At 65.1% G+C, this 19,221-nt stretch carries 13 protein-coding genes; 2 read left to right on the top strand and 11 right to left on the bottom strand.

Going from position 1 to position 19,221, the window contains the following annotated elements; translation table 11 throughout:
* Positions 1 to 215: 215 nt before the first annotated feature.
* From JVX91_RS29175 to JVX91_RS28680, 9 genes are all read right to left on the bottom strand, one after another.
* Positions 216 to 3,986 carry a YadA-like family protein gene (locus JVX91_RS29175; RefSeq protein ID WP_275892379.1) on the bottom strand — a complete coding sequence of 1,257 codons (3,771 nt, stop codon included), beginning with the start codon at positions 3,984 to 3,986 and terminating at the stop codon, positions 216 to 218.
* 1,357 nt (positions 3,987 to 5,343) lie between these two features.
* Positions 5,344 to 6,438: a DUF1513 domain-containing protein gene (locus JVX91_RS28715; protein WP_205337403.1), complete on the bottom strand. Its 1,095-nt coding sequence runs from the start codon at positions 6,436 to 6,438 to the stop codon at positions 5,344 to 5,346.
* Between the two features lie 153 nt (positions 6,439 to 6,591).
* Positions 6,592 to 7,653, bottom strand: coding sequence for an imelysin family protein (locus JVX91_RS28710; protein ID WP_205337402.1), 1,062 nt, complete (start codon positions 7,651 to 7,653; stop codon positions 6,592 to 6,594).
* Between the two features lie 15 nt (positions 7,654 to 7,668).
* Entirely contained in the window at positions 7,669 to 9,093 is a 1,425-nt protein-coding gene (locus JVX91_RS28705; protein ID WP_205337401.1) for a di-heme oxidoredictase family protein, read from the bottom strand.
* A gap of 190 nt (positions 9,094 to 9,283) precedes the next feature.
* Entirely contained in the window at positions 9,284 to 10,621 is a 1,338-nt protein-coding gene (locus tag JVX91_RS28700; protein WP_205337400.1) for an imelysin family protein, read from the bottom strand.
* A gap of 623 nt (positions 10,622 to 11,244) precedes the next feature.
* Positions 11,245 to 13,326 carry a GGDEF domain-containing phosphodiesterase gene (locus JVX91_RS28695; RefSeq protein WP_205337399.1) on the bottom strand — a complete coding sequence of 694 codons (2,082 nt, stop codon included), beginning with the start codon at positions 13,324 to 13,326 and terminating at the stop codon, positions 11,245 to 11,247.
* A 194-nt stretch (positions 13,327 to 13,520) separates the two neighbouring features.
* Complete coding sequence (locus JVX91_RS28690) at positions 13,521 to 14,102, bottom strand: Fe-Mn family superoxide dismutase (protein WP_045211147.1); 582 nt, start codon at positions 14,100 to 14,102, stop codon at positions 13,521 to 13,523.
* 322 nt (positions 14,103 to 14,424) lie between these two features.
* Positions 14,425 to 15,027 (bottom strand): LysE/ArgO family amino acid transporter, encoded by a 603-nt coding sequence (locus JVX91_RS28685; RefSeq protein WP_205337398.1) that lies wholly within the window; start codon positions 15,025 to 15,027, stop codon positions 14,425 to 14,427.
* A 3-nt stretch (positions 15,028 to 15,030) separates the two neighbouring features.
* Positions 15,031 to 15,438, bottom strand: coding sequence for an ACT domain-containing protein (locus JVX91_RS28680; protein WP_205337397.1), 408 nt, complete (start codon positions 15,436 to 15,438; stop codon positions 15,031 to 15,033).
* Between the two features lie 93 nt (positions 15,439 to 15,531).
* Here JVX91_RS28680 and JVX91_RS28675 point away from each other — a divergent pair, with 93 nt between their 5' ends.
* Positions 15,532 to 16,437, top strand: a complete 906-nt coding sequence (locus JVX91_RS28675) for a LysR family transcriptional regulator ArgP (RefSeq protein WP_205340130.1) — start codon at positions 15,532 to 15,534, stop codon at positions 16,435 to 16,437.
* Here JVX91_RS28675 and JVX91_RS28670 read toward each other — a convergent pair.
* The gene (locus JVX91_RS28670) at positions 16,424 to 17,485 is read right to left on the bottom strand and encodes a trans-acting enoyl reductase family protein (RefSeq protein ID WP_205337396.1); all 1,062 of its coding nucleotides are present in this window, start codon (positions 17,483 to 17,485) and stop codon (positions 16,424 to 16,426) included. The genes JVX91_RS28675 and JVX91_RS28670 overlap by 14 nt on opposite strands.
* Positions 17,486 to 17,677: 192 nt before the next feature.
* Here JVX91_RS28670 and JVX91_RS28665 point away from each other — a divergent pair, with 192 nt between their 5' ends.
* The gene (locus JVX91_RS28665; protein ID WP_205337395.1) at positions 17,678 to 18,667 is read left to right on the top strand and encodes an NAD(P)-dependent oxidoreductase; all 990 of its coding nucleotides are present in this window, start codon (positions 17,678 to 17,680) and stop codon (positions 18,665 to 18,667) included.
* 225 nt (positions 18,668 to 18,892) lie between these two features.
* Here JVX91_RS28665 and JVX91_RS28660 read toward each other — a convergent pair whose 3' ends face one another.
* A complete protein-coding gene (locus JVX91_RS28660) occupies positions 18,893 to 19,183 on the bottom strand; it encodes a hypothetical protein (protein ID WP_240201805.1) in 291 nt (96 codons plus the stop codon).
* Positions 19,184 to 19,221 lie beyond the last annotated feature (38 nt).

Genomic DNA, 19,221 nt, shown 5'->3' with positions numbered 1-19,221 from the left:
TTACGCCTCTAAGACGCAGAGTGGGAATCGGTCAGTCTCTGCATCGGCCGCGCGGGGCCCTTCCTGAGGGCGAGCAGACGAGTGGTATTGATGCGGCAGACGCTCTGGTACGGGCGTTCCGGGCGGGCGGATGGTGGGCGCAAGGCGGGTAGAGCGATTCCCAGCGGATAAGAAAAGGCCCGGCGTGAGCCGGGCCTTTACTCAAGCTCGCGGGATTACCACTGGTAACCCACGCCCACGGAGACACCGAAGTCCTGCTGGGTATTGGCGCTGCCCTGCAGTTTGGTGACCCAGTGGCCGTCGTTGGAGATGCGCGACACGCCCACCGCGAGGGCCGACTGCCCCCTGTAGTTACTGGCGCTGGCGGCCGTCATGCTGGCCCCCGGAACGTACGGCTGGGGCAGGGCGGCCTGGGCCATCGCGCCAGCGATACCGGCACTGAGGATGTCGTCCTGCTCCTTCAGGTCACCTTTCAGCTCGTTGTAGCGCTGGTCGGTGTAGCTGTGGTCGGTGGAGATGTTGGCCAGGCTTTCGTTCAGCTGGGCGACGTTGACCGCATCGGTATCGCTGGTGCCAGCGGCCACGTTGGTGACCTGCCGCTCGTTACCGGTGCTGCCCATCGACACGCTGTTCTCCCGGTCGGCCACCGAGTTGGCGCCCAGTGCGACGGAATTGCTCGCCGTGGCCTTGGACTGGGTGCCGATGGCCGTGCTGTTGGCCGCGGACGCCACTGCCCCCGAGCCGCCGGCGACGGCGTTGGTTCCAGTGGGCGTCGGCTTCGAGTAGCCGCCGGTGTTGTTCACCTGGAACATGCCGTCGGTGCCGTTCTGGATGTTGCTGATATTGGTTTCGGCGGCGTTGATGCGCACGTCGTTGTTGGCGACGTTGGTATTGAGCGTGCTGATCGAGTCGTCCGTGTATTGCTTGGCCTCGGCGACGGCACCGTCGAGCTGGCGCATGTTGACCGCGTCGTTCGCTTCCTTGCCATCGGCGACATTGCTGATGGTGCGGGTTTCACCCGTCGTCGCGTTACCCACCGATACAGTGCCCGCCGTGGTGTTGCTGGCGCCGGAATAGGCCCCCGCGTAGGTTTCCGCGCCACGGCCGCCGTCACTGGAGCCCTTGCCCAGTGCAACGCTGCCATCGGCGGATGCTGCCGCGCCTTCGCCCATGGCGACGGCGCCGGCTCCCGAGGCGCTGGCGTCGTTGCCGACCGCACTCGATCCGGCCGCGGACGCCTGGGCATTCGGCCCCAGGGCCAGGGAGTCGGCGCCACTGGCAACAGAGTCCGCCTTGCTGGAGTTCGCGTGCAGGTATTTCACACCGCCACCGCCCACCACGGCGTTCTCGATGGTGGTCACGCGGCCATCCAGGCCGATGATCTCGGTGGTGTTCTGGGTGACCCGGGAGTCCAGGTTGCCCAGCGCATTGTCCACGGTGACGAACGCGCTCCCGACGTCGGTTGCCGCCCCGCTGGTGTTGTCGATGCGGTTGGCGTTGCTCAGGGCGTAGCTGGGTGCCGCGATGAGGCCGTTGGTGGCGTCATAGGTCGCACCCAATACAGCGGCCGCCGAGGTGCCGAGCTGGTCGGCCTTGCCTTCCACGCGGGTCACATTGGCATTGGTGGTGTTGAGCTGCGACATGTTCACCGCATCGGTGGCGGCGACACCGGCGCTGACGTTGGTCAGCGAACGGCTGCTGCCGTTCTTGTCGGCGAAGCTCACGGCCACGCCATCGGTGTCCTTGCCGACGGTCAGGTTGGCGCCGGCGCTGGCTTGCTGCACGAGCCCGACGGTGCCGTTGTCGATGTCGTTGACCGTGGTCTGCAGGTCATTGATGTCGGTGGTGTTCTGGCTGACGCGGGTATCGAGCGCACCCAGGGCACCGTCGACCTTGCCGAAGGCCGAGCCGACATCGCTTGCCGCGCCGGTGGTGCCGCCAATGGTGTTCGCCTTGTCCAGGGCATAGCTGGGCAGGGACAGGCTTCCGGCCGCGCTGTCGTAGCTGGCGCCGCCGCCCAGCGCGGTGGCTGCCGTCGTGCCGAGCTGGTCGGCCTTGCCTTCCACGCGAGTCACGTTGGCATTGGTGGTGTTGAGCTGCGACATGTTCACCGCGTCGTTAGCGTCGACCCCGGCGGTCAGGTTCTTCAGTGCACGAGTGTTGCCGTTTTTGTCGGCCAAGAGGATGGCGGCACCGTCGGTTTTGGCGCCCACGGTCAGGTTGGCGCCAGGAGTGGCCTGTTGCACCAGGCCGGCCTTGCTGGTGTCGAAGTTGCTGATCGTGGTCTGTATATCGTCGATGTCGGAAGTGTTCTGGGATACGCGGGTATCAAGCGTACCCAGGGCGCCATCCACCTTGCCGAAGGCCGTGCCGATATCGCTTGCCGCGCCGACGGTGCCACCGATGGCGTTGGCCTTGTCCAGCGCATAGCTCGGTGCGGAAAGGCTGCCGGCGGTGCTGTTGTAGCTGGCGCCGCCACCCAGCGCGGTGGCTGCCGTCGTGCCGAGCTGGTCGGCCTTGCCTTCCACGCGGTCCACGTTGGCGTTGGTGGTGTTGAGTTGCGACATGTTCACCGCATCGGTGCCGGCGACCCCGGCGCTGACGTTGGTCAGCGAGCGGCTGCTGCCATTCTTGTCGGCGAAGCTTACGGCCGCGCCATCGGTGTCCTTGCCGACGGTCAGCACGGCGCCGGCGCTGGTCTGTTGCACCAGACCTACGGTGCCGTTGTCGATGTTGTTGACGGTGTTTTGCAGGTCGGTGATCGATGCGGTGTTGCCCGCGATGCTGGTGGTGTTCTGGCTGACGCGGGTGTCGAGCGCCCCCAGGGCGCCGTCGACCTTGCCAAAGGCCGAGCCCACGTTAGTTGCCGCGCCGGTGGTGCCGCCGATGCTGTTGGCCTTGTCCAGCGCATAGCTGGGTAGGGACAGGCTGCCGGCGGTGCTGTCGTAGCTGGCGCCGCCACCCAGCGCGGTGGCTGCCGTCGTGCCGAGCTGGTCGGCCTTGCCTTCCACGCGGTCCACGTTGGCATTGGTGGTGTTGAGCTGCGACATGTTCACCGCATCGGTGCCGGAGACCCCGGCGCTGACGTTGGTCAGCGAGCGGCTGCTGCCATTCTTGTCGGCGAAACTCACCGCCGCGCCATTGGTGTCCTTGCCGACGGTCAGCGTGGCGCCGGGGCCGGCTTGCTGCACCAGGCCAACCGTGCCGTTGTCGATATTGTTGACCGTGTTCTGCAGATCGGTGATCGATGCGGTGTTGCCCGCGATGTTGGTGGTGTTCTGGCTGACGCGGGTATCGAGCGCCCCCAGGGCACCGTCGACCTTGCCGAAGGCCGAGCCGACGTTAGTTGCCGCGCCGGTGGTGCCGCCGATGCTGTTGGCCTTGTCCAGCGCGTAGCTGGGCAGGGACAGGTCGCCGGCCACGCTGTCGTAGCTGGCGCCGCCGCCCAGCGCGGTAGCCGCCGTCGTGCCGAGCTGGTCGGCCTTGCCTTCCACGCGGTCCACGTTGGCATTGGTGGTGTTGAGCTGCGACATGTTCACCGCATCGGTGCCGCTGACACCGGCGCTGACGTTGGTCAGCGAGCGGCTGCTGCTGTTCTTGTCGGCGAAGCTCACCGCCACGCCATCGGTGTCCTTGCCGACGGTCAGGGTGGCGCCGGCGCTGCTTTGTTGCACCAGGCCCGCCGTGCCGTTGTTGATGTTGTTCTGCAGATTGGTGATCGAGGTGGTGTTGCCCGCGATGTTCGTGGTGTTCTGGCTGACGCGGGTGTCGAGGGAACCGAGGGCACCGTCGACCTTGCTGAACGCCGTGCCGACATCAGCTGCCGCGCCAGTGGTGCCGCCAATACTGTTGGCTTTATTCAGCGCATAGCTTGGAGCGGCGATGGTGCCGTCGGTATTCACCGCTGCGCTTGTGCCAAGCGCCTGCGTCACCCCTTGGAGTTGGCTGACGTTCACTGCATCGGTGGCCTGTACACCGTTGCTCATGTTCACGATCTGCCGTTCCGTACCAACGTCGCCCACCGAGACCGTATTGGCACGGTCGGCGACCGAACGTTTTCCCAAGGAAATGCTGTTAATCCCGGAGCTCGATACTGATGCAGCGTTACCAATAGCGACGCCATATGTAGCTGCGGCATCGACAGAGGCTGCGGAACCGATGGCAATGCTGCCATCCGATAGGGCGTCCGTCTCGCGACCCACTGCAACGGTGTTCGTATTAGGTGCATTGCTAAGCAGGCCGATGGCCACACCACCCCAACCCGCGGCAGCGGCGGTCTGACCCAGCGCGATGCTATTGGTTCCGGACGAGACGGCGCCCGGACCGATTGCCAACGACTCCTGTCCCGTTGCCTGCGAATCTGGCTGGGTCGTGTTTGCGTGGAAGTACGTGATACCGCTCACGGCCGTGCTGGACAGCTTGGCTGCACTGCGTAGTACCAGGGGGCAATTAGGCTGATTCGCGGTGCCCGGTTGCGCTGTTCCGTTCGAAATACCTGTGCAGCTACCGTCCGCACTCTCATTGACTGAGCCTGTGGCAGGCTCGGAGAGGGCGTATGACTGAATGCTTGCGGCTAGTAATCCAGCGCTTGCCGTAAGTCCGACGCGCGCTGATGACTTGACCCTATCCAGAATTCGCTCAGAAACAAAGGACGACTTGTTAGACGTGCTGCTTTTTTTACGGCCTTTGGCTGTTTCCACGGCAACAGTCCAGCAGGAGCGCGATGTGTTCCAAACGACAGAGAATACCTTATTCATAAGTGTGATTAGCTAAAGCTGACCCCCGGAGGTAATATAAAACTTTCTGCGAAGATCGAGTTTTATCGGCTCTTCGGTGTTGCTACTGAGTCAGTAGTCGAGGGTATGAAAAGGCATGGGGGAAGTTATGGCAATTCAAGGAATAACTAATAATATTATTGGTTTTTAATATATATTTCTGCTGATTAATCCCTTGTCGTGCCTGGGTTGAAGGCTTGGTTTGTGGTTTTGTAAGTTGTGGCGATAAATCTATGTTATTGGCGGGTTCTAGAATATTTCAGCGGTGAGATTTGCAGGTGTGCATGCGGCCGGTCAGATTCTTCGTCTGATATTTTGCGGGTAATTGACTCGTGAAACGAGGTGGGGACTTTGAGTTTTATATATTGAACGGATAAGCGAGCCAGTGAATGGCTTTGAAATCATGAGCAATGAATTGCCGATATTCCAGGTTGATTTTAGCGAATGATAGTCGAGGGCTTTGCAGTCTTGAACTCAAGGAAGACTTGGGCCTAATTGTCGCCGGGTATTCACCGACTCGCGGCACTGCGGTTGGACTTGTTATTCAAGTCCAACCCATTTCGCAGGGTCAGGCCAGGTGCAGGTGGTTGTCCCAGAACGCCGGGGGCAGGTCCAGCGGCGTGCCGGCGATGCGCTCGCTGCGGCAGTCGTAGACGCGGCAGCGGCCCTGGCCGGAGGTAACGACGAAGCCGTCCTTCACTGCGCCGACGCCGGCGCAATCGGGTAGCGGCGCGTCCAGGCGCACGGCGCCGGTGTCCAGGTCCCAGATGAAGAAGCGGTTGCCGCGCGGCGCGGTGAGCGCGACCAGGCGCAGTTCGTTGTGCACGGCGACACTGGCGGTGTACTGGGTCATGGTCAGGCGTTGCTCGTCGGCCAGCGGGAAGGGCTGGAACGGTTGGCCGGGGCGCTTGATGGCGAGCAGGTCGGCGCGGTCGTGGGCATCGCCCATGTATTGCTGGCCGGCGACGATGGTGCCGTCATCGGCAATCGCCAGGTGGCGCACGCTGTTCATCTGCTGCGGCAGGGTTTCCTTGGAGATCAGCGAGCCGTCGCGGCGCATCAGCACCAGGCTCGGCTCCATGGCGTCGAGGTTCATTTCCACGCGGCTTTCGGCTTCGGTGCGGATGCCGCCGTTGGCGACCACCAGCGTCTCGCCGTCGGGCATCCAGGACACCTGGTGCGGGCCGAGGCCGTGGGTGGAAATCTCGCCGGTATGCGCGAGGCGCTCACCGTCGAAGCGGTACACGCCGAGCATGCCGCGCCCCGGATCGGTGGTGTCATTCTCGGTGGCGTAGAGCCACTCGCCGTCCTTGTGCCAGACGCCATGGCCGTAGAAGTGGCGGTCGGCCTGCGAGTCGAGGGTCTGCAGCAGGCGGCCGTCGTTCAGGTCGATCAGGTAGCTCTGCCGCCCCGGACGCCGGGCCACGAACAGCGCCAGTGGCAGCTCGGGATGCTGCACCACGTCATGGCAGCGCAGGCCGACTTCGGTGGCGAAGGCACAGCTGCCATCCAGGCGATAGCCCACGGCGTAGTGCTTGCCATCCGCGTCGTCACGGGCGGACAGCACCAGGGGCTCCTTGCCCTTGCGTGACAGCGTCCAGCCGCCGAAGGTCAGGGCGCCGAGCAGCAGGCTGCCTAGGCCGATCACGTGACGTCGCAACATGGCGTTCACCTCGTTCGCTTCTTGTTTCCCGTCGATCTTGCGAGCTAGCGCCAGGCTAGGCGGGAAGGTGCAGCGGATGCGGAGTTGGCTCTAGCCAATGAGCAATCCGACGCACCTTTCCAACGACACCTGGCCGACGCGCAGCAGATCGAATCAATCGCCGTCGTTGGCGTTGAACCCCAGTTGTACGCCCAGGGCTTTCGCCAGGTCGCCTTCGTGCAGGCGGTGGACGACGTTGAGGCTGTCATACAGCTCGTTCAGTTGCTTGAGGCCAGCCTCGTCCTTCAGCAATTCGCTGAGGGGTTGGTTGATGGCTTTCAGCTTGCCGTGGACATCGGCGTAGGCCGCGTCGATCTTGCCGGCCAATTCTTTCTGCTCGGCCGGCAACAGGGCGCGCAGGCCCTTCTTGTCGGTGCCGTCCCACAGCGCCTGGGCGCCGGTCAGGCTGGAGTCCAGGCTCGCCAGCGACATGTCGCTACGCCAGCCTTCGGCCTGGAACGGCTGCGGGATGCCCTTGCTCTGGCGGCCCAGCGGGGTGCCGAGTTTTTTCTTCAGCATGTCCAGCGCGGTGACCTGCACGCGCAGCAGTTCGGCGATGGCCTCGTGGGCATCGGCGTAGCGCTCGTTGGGGAACTTGGAGAGCTGGGCGAGCATGCCGCCGTCCTGCTTCCACTGCGCCAGAATGCTCTCCGCCAGGGCCTGCTGGTGGCTGCCGATGGCTTCCAGCAGCGGGCAGTAGCGGGCCTTGGTCTCGGCATTGGCGAGGTCGATCTTGGCGTCGTAGAGGATGTATTCGTAGGCCGTCAGGCCCTGGACCACGACGCTGGATTTATCCAGGGTCGCCGGGGAAATCGCGTTGCCGCTGTTGAGCAGTTGCTCGACCTGGCGCGCCACGAGGTTCTTCTTGTCCGGCCAGAACTGTACCTGCCAGGAGCGGTTGCCCTCGGCCAGCGGGCCGACCAGCAGCGGTTGCAGTTCGGCCCAGGCCTTCTGCGCGGCCATGAAGTCGGCGCGCGCCTTGGTCAGGTCTTCCTTGCCCTGGCAGTAGGCCAGGGCGCTGGCGGCCAGCGCGCGGTCGGCATCGACCCAGCGGCTGTAGGTCGGCAGGATCACCTGCTGGGCCAGCGTGGCGCTGGTGGTGGCCTGCGGGTCGGTGGGCGAGCAGGCGCCCAGGGCGATGGCGAGGCTGGTGATCAGAAGTCGGGGGCGGAACATGGTGGGCTCGGCTCCTTAGAGTGAGTTCAGGAACGCCAGCAGGGCATCGCGCTGCCCGGCGTCGAAATTCAGTACGCGTTGCTTGGCCGCTTCGGCTTCGCCGCCGTGCCAAAGCACGGCTTCGAGCAGGTTGCGGGCGCGGCCGTCATGCAGGAACTGGGTGTGACCGTTGACCGTCTCGGTCAGGCCGATGCCCCACAGCGGCGCCGTGCGCCAATCGCGGCCGCTGGCAAGAAATTCCGGGCGATTGTCCGCTAGTCCCTCGCCCATGTCATGCAGCAGCAGGTCGCTGTAGGGGCGGATGACCTGGTTGGCCAGTTCGGGCTCGGCGGCGTTCGGCCCGGTGGTGAATTTGGGTGTGTGGCAGCTGGCGCAACCGGTGTCGAAGAACAGTCCCTTGCCGGTCAGCACCTGCGGGTCGTCGACCTTGCGCCGCGCCGGTACCGCGAGGTTGCGGGCGTAGAAGGCGACCTGGTTGAAGATGTGCTGGCTGACTTCCGGCTTGCCGCCGTCGATGGCGTTCTTGCAGTCGGTCTGCGCTGCCGTACAGTCGTCGCTGGGCAGCAGGTCGCTGGTCAGGCCCATGTCACCGGAGAAGGCGTGGGCGTTCTGTTGGGCGACGTTGGGCTGCCCGGCCTTCCAGCCGAAGCGGCCGAGGACGGTCTGTTGCGTGGCATCGTCCCAGACCCGGTTCGGTCGGCCGTGGATGCCGTCGCTGCCTTTGGCCTGAAGCTCGGCGTTGGCCAGGATGTCCGCTTCTCTGATGGACTCCAGCAGGCCCAGGCCGATCATCGGCGGGGCGATGCGGGCGGAGAACATCGTGTCCGCGTGCATCGGGCCATAGCCCAGGTCGCTGATGCGCAGCTTGGGTTTGCGCAACTCGACCACGGTGCCGTCCTTGAAGGTCACCGGCACCGCGTCGTACTCCACGCGGACCTTGCCTTCGGGCGCCACGCCGGGGATCGCCGAGTCCTGGAACTGGCCGCCGTACACCGGCTCGGGCACCACGCCCAGGCGCTTGATGGTCTCGACATCGGCGGAGCCGGCGGGGATCGACAGGCGCACCAGCATCGACACGGCGTTGACGTCGTTCAACTCCGGCGGATGGCCGCGGCCGTCCTTGATGTGGCAGTTCTGGCAGGCGTTGGTGTTGAACAGCGGGCCGAGGCCGTCGCGCGCAGTGGTGGTGGTCGGCGCGATCACCCAGGGATTGCGGAAGAAGCTGTTGCCCACGCTGAAGTCCAGGCGGCGGCTCGGCGTGAGGTTGGCCGAGGGCATGGAATAGGCGTTGCGGTCGCTCTGGCGGACCGTGGTGGCACCGCCGGACAGTGCTTCGCCGGGCTCGGCCACGGCGTGCTGGGAGGTCTCCGGCTTGCACGCGGCAAGGGCGAGGGCGGACAGCAGCGGCACGAGGCACAGGGCGGTACGGCGGTGGAGCATCGACAGGTTCCAGAGCGGTATATGGCAGCGCGCCATGGTATCAGGGGCGTCAAATGCAAATATGAAAAATTTGTATTTGAGAACGACATCGTTTGCCGCCCGGAAACGACAAAGCCCCGCAGTGCGGGGCTTTGCCTTTGCCACTTCAGTAGCTGCGGCCTGGAGCCGCAGTCACTTCAGGACGCGCGGATCAGAACTGGTGATCGGCGTTGTCCGGCTTCAGGTCCTGCACGCCAACCGCGGTAGCGGCTTTTTCGATGGCGCCGGTCTGCTTGACCAGCGAGGCGATGGCGTCGCGGATTTTCTGCTGATCGCCCTTGTCGTCCGGAGCGATCATCTGGTCGAAGTGCACACCGTCCTTCTCGGCACGGTCGACGATGACCTGCATCTTGGCTTCGGTGTTGGCCAGGTCATTCTTCAGATCGGTGTCGGCGGCGGCGTCGGCCTTGGCGACCAGGTCGGACAGGCTCGGGCCCTTCACGACGCTACCGTCGGTGCGCTTGTACTCACCCAGGTAGATGTTGCGGATGGACTTGGCGTTGAAGAACAGGGTGTTGTGGGTGTTGTCGCTGAAGCAGTCGTGCTCGTCTTCGGTGGAGTTGGCTTCCAGCGCGACCTTCATGCGCTCGCCGGCCAGCTCGCCCAGGGACAGGGAGCCCATGCCGAAGAACATCTTGCGCAGGTTGTTCTCGGCGGTGTCGGCCTCGACCTTGGCGCGGTAGTTGTCGGCGACGCCGGACTTGAAGTTGCCGACCATTTCTTCCAGGTCAGCGACCAGCAGGTCGGTGGCGGCTTTCAGGTAGGCAGCGCGACGGTCGCAATGACCGTTGGTGCAGTCCTTGCCCTGGGCGTAGTCGGTGTACTTGCGATCGCCGGCGCCCGGCTTGGTGCCGTTCAGGTCCTGGCCCCAGAGCAGGAATTCGATGGCGTGGTAGCCGGTGGCGACGTTGGCTTCGGAACCGCCCAGCTCGTTCAGGCCCTTGAGTTTCTCGCCGGTGATTTCCTTGACGTCGATCTTGTCTTCGCCGACCTGGATTTCGGTGTTGGCGATGATGTTGGCGGTGGCGCCGGCGTTGCCTTCGGCGTGCTGGTAGTCCTTGGCAACGTAGTCGATCAGGCCTTCGTCCAGCGGCCAGGCGTTAACCGCGCCTTCCCAGTCGTCGATGATCGAGTTGCCGAAGCGGAAGGCTTCGCTCTGCGAGTAGGACGGGCGGGAAGCGATCCAGGCTTCGCGGGCGGCCTTCAGGGTTGCTTCGCTGGGCTTGGCGATCAGCGCGTCGACGGCGGTCTGCAGGGCCTTGGCGGTGGTCAGGGCGTCGCCGTAGGTGGCTTCGGCGATGTCCAGGTAGTTCTTCACCACGGCCTTGACCGCGGCCTCGTCGACCTTGGCGGCCGCCGGGGCAGTGCTCTGGGTGCTGGCAGCCGGTGCGGCGGCGGCGGGGGCTTCGGCTTTCTTGTCATCGCCGCAGCCGGCGAGGGAGATGGCGATGGCGAGCAGGCTGACAGTGGCCCAGGGCATACGAGTCATGACGGGTTCCTTTGCATGGAGAGGAGGCGCACGAAAAAGGACTGCGCAAGAAAATCCGCAACATAATGCGAAAGATTTGCATTTTTGAAAAGAGAGATCGGTAGTGCTGTTTGGCCAGAGGGCAGCGGATGGCCAGCAGAAGGGGGATTGGCTTGTAGGCGCAACAGTCTACTTCTGAAGGTCTGTGCCTGGGTCTCCCTCTCCCCCGCCCTCTCCCTGAAGGGAGAGGGAGCAGATCGTAGAAGAGGGCGCCATGGTTTCATCCTGCACCGAACGGTCTCCTCTCCCTTCAGGGACAGGGAGCAGATCGTGCCAGAGCGCGCCATGGTTTCATCCTGCACCGAACGGCTCCCTCTCCCTTCAGGGACAGGGAGCAGATCGTGCCAGAGCGCGCCATGGTTTCATCCTGCACCGAACGGCTCCCTCTCCCTTCAGGGACAGGGAGCGGATCGTGCCAGAGGGCGCCATGGTTTCATCCTGCACCGAACGGTCTCCTCTCCCTTCAGGGACAGGGAGCAGATCGTGCCAGAGCGCGCCATGGTTTCATCCTACTCCGAACGGTGCCCTCTCCCTTCAGGGAGAGGGTTAGGGAGAGGGCATGCGCTTCAAGAGGAGATTGGGGGTCAATGGCGCTCGACGGACCCGCCCGGATTGCCGCCGGCCGCTTCGGCCAGGCGCCGTGCCTGCTTGAGGTAAAGCGTCAGCTCGCGCGCCGGCAGCGGCTTGCTGTAGAGGTAGCCCTGACCTTCGTGGCAGCCCTGGGCGATGATGTAGGCCTCCTGCTCGACAGTCTCCACGCCCTCGGCGATCACCTGCATGCCCAGGCTCTTGCCCAGCTGGATGATGGCGCGAACGATGGTGGCGTCGTCGTCGTCCAGCAGCAGGTCCTGGACGAAGCTCTTGTCGATCTTGATCTTGTCCAGCGGCAGGCTCTTCAGGTAGCTCAGCGAGGAATAGCCGGTGCCGAAGTCGTCGATGGCGATCAGCGCGCCGGCGCGGCGCAGGCTGAGCAGGTGTTGGGCGGCGGTGGAGATGTCCTCCATCAGGCCGGTCTCGGTGACTTCCAGCTCCAGCGAACGCGGCGGCAGGCGGTGCATCTGCAACAGGTTGCTGACCACGCGCGGCAGGGCGTTGTGGCGCAACTGCACGGTGGACAGGTTGACCGCCAGGCGCAGGTCGTCGAAACCCTGGTCGTGCCATTCGCGCAGTTGGCGGCAGGACTGGTCGAGCACCCATTCGCCGATGCTGAAGATGCTGCCGTTCTGCTCCGCCAGCGGGATGAACAGGTCCGGCGCGACCCAACCCTGGGTCGGGTGCTGCCAGCGCAGCAGCGCCTCGACGCCGACCACGCGGTGATCGCGGTAATCCACCTGCGGCTGATACACGAGATGCAGTTCGTTGCGCGCCAGGGCCTCGCGCAGGTCCTTCTCCAGTTCGCGGCGGCGGCGCATCTCGCTGTCGACGCTGGCGATGTAGAACTGGTAGCGGTTGCGCGAGCGGCTCTTGGCCAGGGTCATGGTCTGCTCGGCTTTCTGCAGCAGCTTCTCGGTGGTCTCGCCGTCCTCGGGGAACAGGGTGATGCCGATGGTGGCGCGCAGGTGTACCAGATGCTGGTCCAGTTCGAAGGGCGCTTCGAGGTCGTCGAGGATCTGCTGGGCGAGCTCCGCCGCTTCGTAGGGCTGTTCGATATCGGCCTGGACCAGGGCGAACTGGTCGCCGCCCAGCCGCGCCAGGGCGCCGAGGTGCGCGCTGCGGGTGCGCAGGCGGTCGGCGAGGGCGATCAGCAACTGGTCGCCGAACTGGTAGCTGTATTGCTCGTTGATGCCTTTGAAGTCATCCAGGCCCAGGCAGAGCACGGCGACGCGGCGTTGCAGGCGCGAGGCACCCTCGAGGATCTGGTCGAGGCGCTGTTGCAGCAGCTTGCGGTTGGGCAGGCCGGTGAGGAAGTCGTATTGGGAGATGCGCAGCAGGCTGTCTTCGGCCTCCCGGCGCAGATGACCATTGCGCTCGATGGAGGCCAGCAACTGGTTGGCTGTATTCACCCATAAGCCCAGCTCGTCCTTCTCGTGGCCGTCGGGCATCGGCAGCTTGTGTTGGCTGGGGCGGTCCGGATTGATCGAGGCCAGGTGCTCGATGATCTTCGACAGCGGCTTGGTCAGCAGCCAGTGGTAGACCATGAACAGCACCAGGCTCAGGGCCATGGCGCGGAAGATGCCGGAGATGAAGATGATCACCGAGGTGGCGACGAAGTCGTCGCCGTAGGGCGCGGTGTCGAGGGTGATCTTCAGGTCGCCGTAGTATTCGTTGGAACCGCCGCGGCCGGCGAGGCGGATGGAGTAGTTCTGCTCGGCGCCTAGGATCGGGTCGGTCAGCCAGCGGGTATTGGAGTCCAGCAGAGGGCGGGATTTCTCGGCCAGCATGGGTTCGTCGGGATGGCCGATGGCGGCGTAGCGCACGGCTTCGTGCTGGAACAGGCCTTCGAGGACCTGCATCGCCATGTCGCGGTCGAGGCTGTAGACGGCCTGGGTGGAAGGGTCACGGACCATCGCCAGGATGCGCTGGGCGTCGTTGTGTACGTTCTGGCGCGCCTTGTGGGCGTCATAGACGATCTGGGCACAGCTGAGTACCACCCCGACCACGAGGGCCGCGAGCAATACCATTCGCAGCAGCTTGAGGGAGAGGCTGTGCCGGGGATCCAGTTTCAAGGTCTTTCCTTGTTTCTCGCCAGGGGCGAACGACTGGGGCTGAGTATTGGCAATTGGCGCAATGACGTCAAAGGGCCATCGTTGTGTTTCGTGACGGTACCGGCCTTTCAGGTTAGCCGACACGAAGGTGTTACGCGCCCCTTACGAAAAAACCCGGCACAGGGCCGGGTTTTTTCAGATCAGTCGGGGTGCGATCAAGCAGCGAACTGCTCGGCCACGAAGTCCCAGTTGACCAGGTTCCAGAACGCCTCGACGTACTTCGGACGCAGGTTGCGGTAGTCGATGTAGTAGGCGTGTTCCCAGACGTCGCAGGTCAGCAGCGGGGTGTCGCCGCTGGTCAGCGGGCAACCGGCGCCGATGGTGCTGGCCAGGGCCAGGGAACCGTCAGCTTTCTTCACCAGCCAGCCCCAGCCGGAGCCGAAGGTGCCGATGGAGGTCTTGCTGAACTCTTCCTTGAACTTGTCGAAGGAACCGAAGGCAGCGTTGATGGCGTCAGCCAGGGCGCCGGTGGGCTGGCCACCGCCGTTGGGGCTCAGGCAGTTCCAGTAGAAGGTGTGGTTCCACACCTGGGCCGCGTTGTTGAAGATGCCGCCGGAAGAGGTCTTGACGATGTCTTCCAGGCTTTTGCCTTCGAACTCGGTACCCGGAACCAGGTTGTTCAGGTTCACGACGTAGGTGTTGTGGTGCTTGTCGTGGTGGAATTCCAGAGTCTCCGCGGAAATGTGCGGCTCAAGGGCATTCTTCGCGTAGGGCAGCGGAGGCAATTCGAAAGCCATGGTGTCTCTCCTATCTCACTCAGTCTGGGCTAGCGCGGCGAACGCGCGACCGGTACACGGGGCCGGTATCGTAGGTGTCGCGGCATCCGGGCGTAGCTGCAAGACGTCCCTCAAAGGGACAGGCAGCGCGCCAGTTGCGTCTGGCAGCCTTGGCCGCCAGCGCCGCGAAGGTCGGATCATAGCACCCGACCTGTGGCATATCCACGCAGCAACTGTAGGGGCAAAGGCCCTGCCAGGCGGCTTGCGTTGGCGCCCGGCCCTCACTCTATACGGACCGGGATGACGGAATGTCGTTCGGACTGATTTCGCGCGCTGCCCTGAATCAGTTGGCGAACACCAGTTGCGCCGCCATCCCCAGCATCATCACCGCGACCATCAGGTCCACCAGGCGCCACGTCGCCGGCCGTGCAAGCCAGGGCGCCAGCCAGGCGGCGCCGAAGGCCAGGGTGAAGAACCACATCAGCGAAGCACTGGCCGCGCCCATGGCGTAGGCGCCGGGTGCGGTTTGCTGGGCGCCGAGGGAGCCGATCAGCAGCACGGTGTCGAGGTAGACATGGGGATTGAGCAGAGTCACCGCCAGGGCCGCCATGAGCACGGTGCGACGGGAACGCGGACCGGTCTGCGTGGCGTCGGCCATGGCTTCGGGTGCGACTGCGCGACGCAGCGCCTTGAGCCCGTACCAGACCAGGAAGGTGACCCCGCCCCAGCGGGCGATGGCCAGCAGCGTCGGATTCTCGGCGAGGATCTTCGCCAGGCCGAAGACCCCGGCGCTGACCAGGATCGCATCGCACAGCACGCACAGCGCGGCGACCGACAGGTGATGCTCGCGGCGCAGGCTCTGGGCGAGGACGAAGGCGTTCTGCGCGCCGATGGCGATTATCAGGCCGGCGGCGACCAGCACGCCGTTGAGGTAGCTCTGCCACATGATTCAGACCCCTTCCGGGTTGAGCGCGAGCGCGTGCAAGACGTCCAGCGCGCGCGGGCCGTCGGCGTGGGCGACGAACAGGTGATCGTGGTACCAGGCTGCAACCACGTTGCAGCTGATCCCGGCCTTGGCCAGGGCGCTCGCCACGGCGGCGGTGAGGCCGACGGCCTGGAGCGCCGAGTGCACTTCCAAGGTCAGCCAGGCGGCGACGTAGTCGAAGGCCAGCCCAGCCTGTTCGGCCTCGGCGCGCGACAGGATCAGCGTCAGTCCTTCGCTTTCGCGGAAGCTGCCCAGCGGCTGCAGGCCGGCCGGAAGCTGGCTGTCGGGAAGGGTGCAGAACACGTACTCGCCGTCGTTGAGTACCGGGGTCATGTCGCGCAGCAGCGCGGCCAGGGAGGTTTCGCCAGCCATGGTGAAGTCCGTAAACAGTGGTGGAATGCTGGCGATTGTCCGCGTTGTGGCTGTATAAGAAAAACCAATACTGCTGATATCTCATTAGGAAAACTGATCATGTTCGACTACAAGCTGCTTGCCGCCCTGGCCGCCGTGGTGGAGCAGGGCGGTTTCGAGCGTGGTGCCCAGGTGCTGGGGCTGTCGCAGTCGGCGATTTCCCAGCGCATCAAGCTGCTGGAGGCGCGCGTCGGCCAGCCGGTGCTGGTGCGGGCGGCGCGGCCGCAGCCGACCGATATCGGGCAGCGCCTGCTCAACCATGTGCAGCAGGTGCGTCTGCTGGAGGGCGATCTGCAGCAATGGGTGCCTGCCCTGGACGATGGCGCCGCGCCCGAGCGCCTGCGCCTGGCGCTGAACGCCGATAGCCTGGCGACCTGGTGGGCGCAGGCGGTCGGCGACTTCTGCGGCGAGCGCCACGTGCTGCTGGACATTGTCGTGGAGGACCAGGAGGTCGGCCTCAAGCGCATGCGCGCCGGCGAGGTAGCCGGCTGCGTCTGCGCCAACCCACGCCCGGTGGCCGGTGGCCGCTGCGAGCCGCTGGGCGCCATGCGCTATCGCGGGCTGGCGAGCCCGGAATTCATCGCCCGGCATTTCCCCAAGGGGGTAAAACCAGAGGGATTGGGCCGCGCGCCGGCCATCGTCTACGGCCCGGACGATCAACTGCAGCACCGCTACCTGAAGGACCTGGGCGTCGACGGCCACTTCAGCTATCACCTGTGCCCATCTTCCGAAGGTTTCGTGCGCATGACCAGTGGCGGACTCGGCTGGGGCCTGGTGCCTGAGCAGCAGGTGCGCGGCGAGCTGGAACGCGGTGAGCTGGTGGACATGCTGCCAGGGCGGGTGATCGACGTGCCGCTCTATTGGCACCACTGGCGCAACGGCGGCGAGTTGCTCGCCGCGCTGACCCGGCACCTGCTGGCGAAGGCGCCGGGCCTGCTGGTGCCGATCAGCCGCGAATGACGATGCTGCCGCTGCCCGGCAACTGCTCGATGCAGCGCGCGCCGAACAGTTTCGACGGGGTGAAGTAGCCGGACGTGTTCGCGTTGGCCAGCAGGTGGCGCACGGCGAAGAGCACGCCGTGGATGGTCACGTCGTAGCCGTTGGCGGTTTCCAGGCGTGCCGTGCGGCGTTCGCCACGGGCGTTGCGCACTTCCCCCCAGACCCAGGTGCGCAGTTTGCTGCGCGCCACTTCGTCCGGACCGTGGACGCGCTTGTCCACCTGTTCCTTGAGCCAGTCCTGCACGCGGTCGCGGCCCAGTAGCGGGCGGAATGTATCCATCACCCGCATGCCGATGGCGGCGGCCGGCGGCACCGGCAGGTAGACCTCGATGTCGCCGATGCCGGTGGAGTAATAGGCCGTTGCCACGTCGCCCCAGGGGATGGTCACGGCGTGCTTGAGGCCGCGGCCGAAGTCGATGTCGCGGCGCTTGTAGCCCAGCGGCACGTCGCGCAGGCGTCCAGCCTCGCGCACCTTGCCGCCCAGCTTGAGGCCTTCCACGGTGGTCTTGGCGGTGCCCGGCGACAGTCCGCTGCCGCTGTCGAAGCCCAGCGCCAGGTGCGCGGCGTCGGGCATGGCTTCCTTGAGGCAGGCGGCGACGCAGTCGGTGGGGATCACGTCGAAGCCGACGCCGGGGCAGATCACCACACCCGCCGTACGCGCTACTTCGTCCAGCCCGTGGGCGTACTCGAAGACGGAAATCTCGCCGGTGATATCGACGTAGTGGGTGGCGCTGGCGATGCAGGCCTCGATCATCGGCGCGGCGGTGGCGGAGAAGGGGCCGGCGCAGTTGGCGAGCACGGCGACATCCTCCAACGCGGCCAGGGCGGCGGCGCTGTCGTTCAGGTCGAACACCCGGCACTCCAGTCCCAGCGAGCTGCCCAGTGCGTGCAGGCTGGCCGGGTTGCGGCCGCCGAGGATCGGCGTCAGGCCCTCGCGTTGCGCCTGCTCGGCCACCAGCCGGCCGGTGTAGCCATTGGCGCCGTAGATCATCCAGTGGGACTTGCTCATGATGTGGCCTCGTGGAAACGCGTCAGTGCCTCAAGGGTAGTCGCAACCACCCCCGGCATGTCGCCGAACTCAAGTCGTGCAACCCTGCCGGCGCGCTGCGGCCTGCAAGGATTCGTTTCTGGCGTGCAAGGCCAGAGTGGTAGCGTGCGGCGGCTGATAGAGTCGCCGGAAATAAAAACAGGAGTGGCGTGCATGAAGATTCTGGTCACCGGAGCCAGCGGGTTCATTGGCGGGCGTTTCGCCCGTTTCGCCCTGGAGCAGGGCCTGGCGGTGCGGGTGAACGGACGCCGCGAGGAAGCGCTGCAGCCGCTGGTGGCGCGCGGTGCGGAGTTCATGGCCGGCGACCTGTCGGACCCGACGCTGGTACGCGCGCTGTGCAGTGATGTCGATGCCGTGGTGCATTGCGCTGGTGCGGTCGGCGTTTGGGGTAGTCATGACTACTTCCACCAGGCCAACGTGGTGATGACCGAGTCCATCGTCGAGGCCTGCCTGAAGCAGAAGGTGCGCCGCCTGGTGCATCTGTCGTCGCCGTCGATCTATTTCGACGGCCAGTCCCATGTCGGCATCAATGAAGAGCAGGTGCCCAAGCGCTTCGCCAACCATTACGGCTCGACCAAGTACCAGTCGGAACTGGTCGCCCTCGGCGCCCAGGAGTTCGGCCTGGAAGTGCTGGCGCTGCGTCCGCGCTTCGTCACCGGCGCCGGCGACACCAGCATCTTCCCGCGGATGATCGCCGCGCACCGCAAGGGTCGCCTGCGCATCATCGGGCAGGGGCTGAACAAGGTGGATTTCACCAGCATCCAGAACCTCAACGACGCGCTGTTCGCCAGCCTGATGGCGGGTGACGAGGCGCTCGGCCAGGCCTACAACATCAGCAACGGCCAGCCGCTGCCGCTGTGGGACGTGGTGAACTACGTGCTGCGCCGCCTGGATATGCCGCCGGTGGAGGGACACATGCCCTACGGGTTGGCCTACAGCCTGGCGTTGATCAACGAAGGCGTGTCCACGATCCTGCCCGGCCGCCCGGAGCCGACCCTGCATCGCCTGGGCATGGCGGTGATGGCCAAGGACTTTTCCCTGGATATCTCCCGCGCCCGTCAGTACCTCGACTACGACCCGCAGAACAGCCTGTGGGATGCGCTGGACGAGTTCTGCGATTGGTGGCGGGTGCGGGGTGCCTGAGGGCTCGCTCCTACGGGATGCCTCTGCGCTTGGGTCGGCCCTCACCCTAACCCTGGCTACGCGCCCCGCTCCTGAGGGAGAGGGGACCAGTCGGTGCAGGGTGAAACCATGGCGTCAGTTGGCACGGTCTGCCCCCTCTCCCTTTGGGAGAGGGCTGGGGTGAGGGGAATGCAGTGGCACAGAGTGACCGAAGAAGATCGTTGCTCCTACTAGAACATTCCCAATCTAGCGCGCGCTGCGGGCACCGCCCCGCAAAGGCCCGGAGTATTGCTGCTCCCCGCCACCCTGCATCGGCAGGAAGCTCGGCTCCTGCACCACACGCGGCAGCTTCACGCCGCTCAATTCGCTGAGGCGCTCGCCCATCTGGCGAGTGTCTTCGCATACCGAGTCGGCACAGGCGCGCAGCATCCGCTCGATCGCATCGCTCTGCTGATACTGGATGTCCAGTGCCTGTTCTTCACGCAGACGGCGGCGCAGTTCGCGCATGCAATCCAGGATGGCCTTGTTGAGTTCGATCACCCGACTTCCTCCCCCGCGAAGGGCGCCAACACGGC

Origin of the sequence: Pseudomonas sp. PDNC002 (genome assembly GCF_016919445.1) — a bacterium.
GTDB lineage: Bacteria > Pseudomonadota > Gammaproteobacteria > Pseudomonadales > Pseudomonadaceae > Pseudomonas.
This window is presented reverse-complemented; position numbering and strand designations above follow the sequence as displayed.